Origin of the sequence: Mesorhizobium sp. M7A.F.Ca.AU.002.02.1.1 (genome assembly GCF_003998535.1) — a bacterium.
In the GTDB taxonomy this organism is placed as follows: domain Bacteria; phylum Pseudomonadota; class Alphaproteobacteria; order Rhizobiales; family Rhizobiaceae; genus Mesorhizobium; species Mesorhizobium ciceri.
This window is the reverse complement of the sequence record NZ_RZPB01001242.1, coordinates 1-1,120: the sequence shown is the minus strand read 5'-3', so window position 1 is coordinate 1,120 and position 1,120 is coordinate 1. Positions and strand designations below refer to the sequence as shown.

The following is a 1,120-nucleotide window of genomic DNA, read 5'->3' as shown; positions in this document are numbered from 1 at the left end:
CTTCCCTACTCCCCTACTCCCCTACTCCCCTACTCCCTTACTAAGCTGCCAGATCGCGCAGCACGTATTGCAGGATGCCGCCGTTCTTGAAGTAGTCGAGCTCATCCAGCGTATCGATGCGGCAGATGATCGGCACGTTCTTCACCGTGCCGTCGCCATAGGTGATTTTGGCGATCATCGTCTGGCGCGGCTTGATGGTGCTCAGTCCGTCGATCTCGACCAGCTCGTCTCCCTTGAGGTTGAGCGATGCCCATGAGGTGCCTTCCTCGAAGACGAAGGGGATAACGCCCATGCCGACCAGGTTCGAGCGATGGATGCGCTCGAAGGACTGGGCGATGACCGCGCGGACACCGAGCAGATTGGTTCCCTTGGCCGCCCAGTCGCGCGACGAGCCGTTGCCGTATTCGACGCCGGCGAAGACGACCAGCGGCACGCCTTCCCTTTTGTACTCCATCGCCGCGTCGTAGATCGATTCCTCTTCCTTCGACGGGTAGTGAATGGTGTAGCCGCCCTCGCGGCCGTTCTCGCCCAGCATGTGGTTGCGGATGCGGATGTTGGCGAAGGTGCCGCGCATCATCACCTCGTGATTGCCGCGCCGCGTGCCGTACTGGTTGAAGTCGGCGACACCGACGCCGTGGTCGGTGAGATATTTTCCGGCCGGCGACGCTGCCTTGATCGATCCGGCCGGCGAGATGTGATCGGTGGTGATCTTGTCGCCGAACAGGCCGAGCACGCGGGCGCCCTTGATGTCGCCGATCTTGCCGAAACCTGATGTCATGCCGGCGAAATAGGGCGGGTTCTGCACATAGGTCGAGTTGTCGTCCCAGGCATAGGTCTGGCCTTCCGGCGCCTTGACGTTCTGCCAGTACTCGTCGCCCTTGAAGACGTCGGCATACTTGCGGGCGAACAGCTCGCGGGTGACGTTCTTCTCGATGAACTCCTGGATTTCGGCCGAGCTCGGCCAGATGTCCTTGAGGTAGACCGGCTCGCCGTTCTTGTCCTCGCCGAGCGGCTCTGTCGTGAGGTCCTTGGTGACAGTTCCGGCCAGCGCGTGCGCGACGACCAGCGGCGGCGAGGCCAGATAGTTGGCCTGCACGTCAGGCGAGACACGGCCTTCGAA

The 1,120-nt window shown here is 62.2% G+C and carries 1 pseudogene; it reads right to left on the bottom strand.

From position 1 onward, the window contains the following. Nucleotides 1-40: 40 nt before the first annotated feature. A pseudogene (locus EN879_RS36830) lies at nt 41-1,120 on the bottom strand (aconitate hydratase); the annotation flags it as partial.